We start from the raw sequence: 6,275 nt of genomic DNA on the forward strand, positions 1-6,275 counted from the left end.
CGGCGAACATCTTCCCCGATGTCGGCGGCGAGCCCTAGCGTTGCGGTCATGAGCAACGACGACCTCAGCGACGGTTCCGTCGGCACCGTCATCCGTCCGGGCGATTCCGAATGGGAATCCGCCCGCCGTTTCCACTCCGGCATCGGCGAGCCCGCTGCCGTGATCCGCGCCGCCAGCGTCGATGACGTGCGCGGCGCCGTCCGCTATGCCTCCGCCGAACGGCTCGAGATCATGATCCGCGGCGGCGGCCACAGCGCCTGGGGCGGCGTGCCCGGCGGCCTCACGCTCGACATCTCCGCCCTCGACGCCGTCGAGGTCGAGGGCACCCGCGTGCGCGTCGGCGGCGGCGCCCTGTGGGGCGGCGTCGCCCACGCGCTGTCCGAACGCGGCCTGGGGCTCAGCTCCGGCGACACGGCCTCTGTCGGCGTCGGCGGTCTCACCCTCGGCGGCGGCATCGGCTGGATGGTGCGGGCGTGGGGACTGGCCGCCGACCAGCTGGTGGGTGCGCAGCTCGTCACCGCCCGCGGCGATGTGGTCGAGGTGACCGAGACCTCTCACCCGGAGCTCTTGTGGGCGCTCCGCGGCGGCGGCGGCAACTTCGGCGTCGTGACGAGGTTCGACTTCGAGGCGCACCCGCTCGACGGCGTCGTCCACGCCGTCTACGGGCTCGAGGGCGATGCCCGCCCGGTCCTGCGCGTGCTGCGCGAGGTCATGGCGGACGCCCCGCGAGATCTCACCGTCACGTACATGGACGTCCCGGCGATGGACCCGAACGCCCCGGCGGGCGCCTCGATCACGGCGGTCTGGGTCGGCACCGACGAGGATGCCGCGCGTCGTGCGCTGGCGCCGCTCGCGAGTGCGCCCGGGGTCACCGAGCGGGACTTCGGCGTGCAGGACTACCCCGACGTGCTGATGGAGGCACCCGAGTTCGACCCCGAGCGGCCGATGCCCGGGTTCGTCGGGGGCAACACGCTGCTGGGCGTGCTCGACGACGAGGCGATCGATCGCCTCGTGGCGTTCCGGGAGCAGCATCCCGCGTCGGTCGTCATGCTGCGCTCGCTGGGCGGCGCGTACGCCGACGTGGCGCAGGACGACACCGCCTTCCCCGCGCGCGACGCGACGTGGTTCGCGATGGCCGGCGCGTTCGACATCCCGGGCATGCTCGACGACGCAGGGCGCGCGGAGGCCGACGCCGCGTGGGACGCCATCGAGGCCAAGGGGTCGGGCGTCTACGGCAACTTCACGGTCTCGACGGCCGACACGATCGTCCAGCGCATGTATCCGCCGGCGACCATGGCCCGTCTCGCCGCGATCAAGCACGCGTGGGACCCGGGCAACGTGTTCTGCCGCAACCACAACGTCAAGCCCGCGCCGGACGGCCGCGCCGCCTGAGACGCCGCACCGCGCCGGCAGACACGACGAGGGCGGATCCCCGTGATGGGGATCCGCCCTCGTCGTGTGCGGGACGCGTCGGTCCGACGCGTCGGCGTCAGTGGGTGTCTTCGGCCTCGATCTCGGTGCGGTCGCCCGACCACAGCGTGTGGAAGGTGCCTTCCTTGTCGATGCGCTTGTAGGTGTGGGCGCCGAAGAAGTCGCGCTGTCCCTGGATGAGGGCGGCGGGCAGTCGCTCGGCACGCAGGCCGTCGTAGTACGACAGCGACGACGAGAACGCGGGGGCGGGGATGCCGGCGCCCGCCGCGGTCGACACGATGCGGCGCCAGGCGCCCTGCGCGCGGCCGAGCGCCTCGACGAAGTACGGCGCGGTCAGCAGCACGGCCAGGTCGGGCGTCTCGCCGTAGGCGTCGGCGATGCGGTTCAGGAACTGTGCGCGGATGATGCAGCCCGCGCGCCAGATCTTCGACACCGCGCCGAGGTCGATCTGCCAGTCGTACTCGGCGGCGCCGGCGCGGATCTCGTCGAAGCCCTGCGAATAGGCGACGATCTTCGACGCGTACAGCGCGAGGCGCACGTCCTCGATGAACGCGTCGGCGTCCTCGACCGTCAGGCCCTCGGCCGGGCCGGGGAGCTCGCGCGAGACCTCGCGCTGCTCGGGGTGCGACGACAGCGATCGGGCGAACGTGGCCTCGGCGATGCCCGACACCGGCACGCCGAGCGAGAGTGCGGTCTGCACGGTCCAGGCGCCGGTGCCCTTGGCGCCGGCCTGGTCGAGGATGACGTCGACGAGCGGCTTGCCGGTGGAGGCATCCACCTGACGCAGCACCTCCGCCGTGATCTCGATGAGGTACGACTCCAGCTCGCCGCGGTTCCACTCGGCGAACACGTCGGCGATCTCGGCCGGCGTCTTGCCGGTGCCGCGCCGGATGAGGTCGTAGGCCTCGGCGATGAGCTGCATGTCGGCGTACTCGATGCCGTTGTGCACCATCTTCACGAAGTGGCCGGCGCCGTCGTGGCCGATGTGCGTGACGCACGGCTCGCCTTCGGCGACCGCCGCGATGGACTTCAGGATCGGACCGAGCGTGACCCACGACTCGTCCGAGCCGCCGGGCATGATCGACGGGCCGAGGAGGGCGCCCTCCTCGCCGCCGGAGATGCCGGCGCCGACGAAGTTGATGCCGGTCTCGCGCACGGCCTTCTCGCGGCGGATCGTGTCGGTGAACAGTGCGTTGCCGCCGTCGACGATGATGTCGCCCGGCTCGAAGACCTCGACGAGCGCGTCGATGACGGCGTCGGTGGGCCGCCCGGCCTTGACCATGATGATCGCGGCGCGCGGCTTCTGCAGCGACGCGGCGAACTCTTCGTACGAGAACGCGGGCACGAAGCCGGCCTCAGGGTGCGTGGCGAGCAGCTCGTCGGTCTTCGACCGGCTGCGGTTGTGCACCGCGACGGTGTTGCCCTCACGGCTGGCCAGGTTGCGTGCGAGGTTCGACCCCATCACCGCGAGACCCACGACGCCGATGTTCGCGGTCGCCACACGGTCGGCCTGAGGACCCTGGGGCTCCGGGGTCTCCCGGGCCACGTCCTCGGGTGCCGGTGCGGCCTCGTGTGCCGTCGTCGCCTCGTCAGGAGCCTGGTCCTGATCCGTCGAGATGTTGGTCTCGGCCTGATTGCCGCTCGCTGAAGGGTCGTTCGAAGACACACGCGCTCCTGAGGTTAGATCGTCTCTTTCAGCCTAGAGTCTGGCGCGTCCGTGTTACACCGCAGCGGCGGGATGCTCACACCCGGCCCGGGCAGGGTGTGACGTGTTCCCGGGCGTCGGATACCGTGGCCGTCGTGACCGAGCCCTCGCATCCCGAGCCCGTCCTGCCGGGTGACGCCGACGCGCGCCCCGAGCCGGGCGTGCGCGTCGTGGTCATGGGCCCGAGCGGTTCGGGCAAGTCCGCCGTGGGACTGGCGCTGGCGCAGCGCCTCGGGCTGCCTTTCGTCGACGCCGACGACCTGCATCCTGCCGCCAACGTCACGAAGATGGCAGCCGGCATCCCGCTCGACGACGACGATCGGATGCCGTGGCTCGACGTCGTCGCCGCGACACTGCACGATGCGAGTGGGGGAGCGGTGATGGCCTGCTCGGCGCTCGCGCGCCGCTACCGGGACCGCATCCGCGCCGGTGCCGCGGGCGTCGTCTTCGTGGAGCTGCGCGTGCCGCAGGACGAGCTCGCCCGTCGGATGGGTTCACGCGAGCACTTCATGCCCTCGTCCCTGCTGGCATCGCAGCTGCGCACGCTCGAGCATCTCGAGCCGGATGAACCGGGAGTCGTCGTCGCGGGCGACCCGCCGCTGGCCGATGTCGTGGATGCGGCGGCGGCTGCGCTGGAGAGGCTTCAGTCCTTGCGGTAGCCCTGGCGCCCGAGGCTCCAGAACGCGAGGACGGCCCCGATGGCGCCGACCGCGGCCATGGCGGCGATCAGCCAGAAGAGAGCGTGGCTCCAGAAGCCGTAGTCCATGGGGTCCTCCGTGGGGCGCGGGAAGCAAGTGCGTTCCTCATCGTAGCGGGGGCGCTGGTAGACTCGTGTCGAACTTCGGCGAGGGATGCCTCGCGCCCGTCGATCCCGGCGGGCTGCGGCATCCGTGATCGACGCAGTGATGCGGGCCCAACGGGCTTTCCTCACGCGCGTGCGTTCGAGTCGAAGACATCCCGAATACCCCGGGCCCGCCACCGCGCAGGCCGAGTCAGAACGGCCACGCGCCGCAGCTTACCGGGCCAGTGCGCCCACAAGGAGAACCCCATGTCGTCCGAGCCCGATACCAAGGTCCAGGCCGAGTTCCGCGAGAGCTTCGGCAAGGGCTTCGCCCGCCGTCTCCGCGCCGCCGGCAAGATCCCCGCCGTCATCTACGGTCACGGCACCGACCCCGTGCACGTCGCCCTGCCGGGCCACCAGGTCTCGCTGCTCATCCGCCGCGCCAACGCGGTGCTCGAGCTCGACCTCGACGGCAAGTCGCAGCTGACGCTCGTCAAGGACGTGCAGAAGGACCCGGTGCACCAGGTCATCGAGCACATCGACCTTCTCGTCGTGAAGAAGGGCGAGAAGGTCGAGATCGAGGTGCCGATCGTCGTCGTGGGCGAGTCCGCCCCCGGCACCATCGCGAACCTCGACAACACGACGGTCACCCTCCAGGCCGAGGCCACACACATCCCCGAGCACATCGAGGTCGACGTCGAGGGCCTCGAGGACGGCACGCACATCACCGCCGCCGACCTGAAGCTGCCGCAGGGCTCGGTCCTCATCGCCGACGCCGAGCTGCTCATCGTCGCCATCTCGGTCCCGGCTGCAACGCTGGCCGCCGAGGACGAGATCGCCGAGGCCGATGCCGAGGTCGCCGCCGAGCAGGCCGAGGCGTCGGAAGAGTCCGCCTCCGAGTAATCCCTTTCACGATGGCGAGGGGGTGCGGATGCCGCACCCCCTCGCCTTCGTTTCACCGGGTGCCGATCGCACCCACCGTTGACTTGCGCTGTATGTACGCGACACGCCGGGCGTGTCGTGCGTATAGGGCAAGTCCACCGATTTCGTCGGCGGCCGCGCCGCTCGGGCAGGATGGATGACATGGCAGAGTCGTGGCTGGTCGTCGGGCTGGGAAATCCCGGCCCCCGCTATGAGCTCACGCGGCACAACGTCGGACAGCTCGTCGTCGACGAGCTCGCCGGACGCCGTGGCGAATCCTTCAAGTCGCACAAGGCGAACGCACGCGTCGTCGAGACCTGGCTGCGCCCGGGCGCCGCGAAGCTCATCCTCGCCAAGCCGAACACGTTCATGAACGTGTCGGGCGGTCCCGTCGCCGGGCTCGCCAAGTTCTACGGCATCGACGCCGACCACGTGGTGGTCGTGCACGACGAGCTCGACATCCCGTTCGACACGATCAAGCTGAAGGTCGGCGGCGGCCACGGGGGCCACAACGGCGTCCGCGACGTCGCCAAGGCGCTCGACACTGCGGAGTTCCCGCGCGTCCGCGTCGGCATCGGGCGTCCCATGGGGCGACAGGATGCCGCCGACTGGGTGCTCGACCCGTTCGGCGCCACCGAGCGCAAGAACCTGCCGATCCTCATCGGCGACGCCGCCGATGCCGTCGAGCAGCTCGTGGCCGAGGGCCTTCTCGCCGCACAGCAGAAGCACCACGCGCCGCGCGTCTGAGCCGCGTGTCCGGCATCCGCGTTCCTCATGTGAGGAAGGGTGCCGAGATGCGGGAGGGTGGGCCGAGCTGGGCCCTCGTTTCGGCTCAGATCCTCAACTCAGGAACACGCACGGTGCAGGCGGATGCCGCGCGGCGACACCCCTGCCGATCAGGCGCCGATGCCGGTGCCGGCGGCGAGCCCGGCGGTGAGGAAGCCCTGCACGACGGCGCCGAAGACGATCGGGCCCAGCGCGGCGACAATCACGGCGGCGATGCCTGCGCCACGGCCGCGGGCGCTGACGATCGCGACCACACCCTGCACGAGAGCCCAGACGCCGAGCGCGGTGCCCACCCAGAACGAGACCTCGCCCAGCAGCACCCAGTCGCGCACGGGGGTGAGGACCGACCAGTCGAAGTCGGTGTCGAGCGCCCCCGCGGTGATCTGGCGGCCGGCGCCGAGTCCGATGCGATAGCTCGCGATGGCCGCCACGAGACTCGCGCCGACGGTCGCGACGAGTGCGAGGGCGAGGGCGACGACACCGAGGACGCTGCTCCGCTTGACCGGCGGGGCACCGTACACCGGCGCGGATGCCGCGGCAGGCGCCGCCGCGTAGCCCGCGGGCGGGGCATACCCCGGCGGTGGGGCATAGGCGCCGCCAGGCGGCACGGACCATCCCGTCGGAACCCCGGGCTGCGCGCCGGGTGCGCCG

General features: G+C 71.3%; 7 protein-coding genes. 4 read left to right on the forward strand and 3 right to left on the reverse strand.

Annotated elements, in window-relative coordinates; genetic code table 11:
• Positions 1–48: 48 nt before the first annotated feature.
• The gene (locus VIP82_RS19200) at positions 49–1,392 is read left to right on the forward strand and encodes an FAD-binding oxidoreductase (RefSeq protein WP_331911566.1); all 1,344 of its coding nucleotides are present in this window, start codon (positions 49–51) and stop codon (positions 1,390–1,392) included.
• Positions 1,393–1,489: 97 nt separating this feature from the next.
• Here the strand turns inward: VIP82_RS19200 and gnd are convergent, their stop codons facing one another.
• The gene (gene gnd, locus VIP82_RS19205) at positions 1,490–2,932 is read right to left on the reverse strand and encodes an NADP-dependent phosphogluconate dehydrogenase (RefSeq protein WP_331911576.1); all 1,443 of its coding nucleotides are present in this window, start codon (positions 2,930–2,932) and stop codon (positions 1,490–1,492) included.
• Positions 2,933–3,231: 299 nt separating this feature from the next.
• Between gnd and VIP82_RS19210 the strand changes: the two genes are divergently transcribed.
• Complete coding sequence (locus VIP82_RS19210) at positions 3,232–3,795, forward strand: gluconokinase (RefSeq protein WP_414684703.1); 564 nt, start codon at positions 3,232–3,234, stop codon at positions 3,793–3,795.
• Here VIP82_RS19210 and VIP82_RS19215 read toward each other — a convergent pair.
• On the reverse strand, positions 3,780–3,902 hold the full coding sequence (locus VIP82_RS19215; protein ID WP_331911568.1) for a hypothetical protein: 123 nt from the start codon (positions 3,900–3,902) through the stop codon (positions 3,780–3,782). The two genes, VIP82_RS19210 and VIP82_RS19215, sit on opposite strands and share 16 nt — an antisense overlap.
• A 282-nt stretch (positions 3,903–4,184) precedes the next feature.
• Here VIP82_RS19215 and VIP82_RS19220 point away from each other — a divergent pair, with 282 nt between their 5' ends.
• Positions 4,185–4,820, forward strand: coding sequence for a 50S ribosomal protein L25/general stress protein Ctc (locus VIP82_RS19220; protein ID WP_331911570.1), 636 nt, complete (start codon positions 4,185–4,187; stop codon positions 4,818–4,820).
• Between the two features lie 180 nt (positions 4,821–5,000).
• Entirely contained in the window at positions 5,001–5,585 is a 585-nt protein-coding gene (gene pth / locus VIP82_RS19225) for an aminoacyl-tRNA hydrolase (protein ID WP_331911572.1), read from the forward strand.
• Between the two features lie 149 nt (positions 5,586–5,734).
• Here the strand turns inward: pth and VIP82_RS19230 are convergent.
• Positions 5,735–6,275 (reverse strand): hypothetical protein (locus VIP82_RS19230; protein WP_331911574.1); only part of this gene is annotated, 541 nt, incomplete at its 5' end.

The sequence above is a fragment of the Microbacterium sp. genome (assembly GCF_036566905.1).
Lineage (GTDB): Bacteria > Actinomycetota > Actinomycetes > Actinomycetales > Microbacteriaceae > Microbacterium.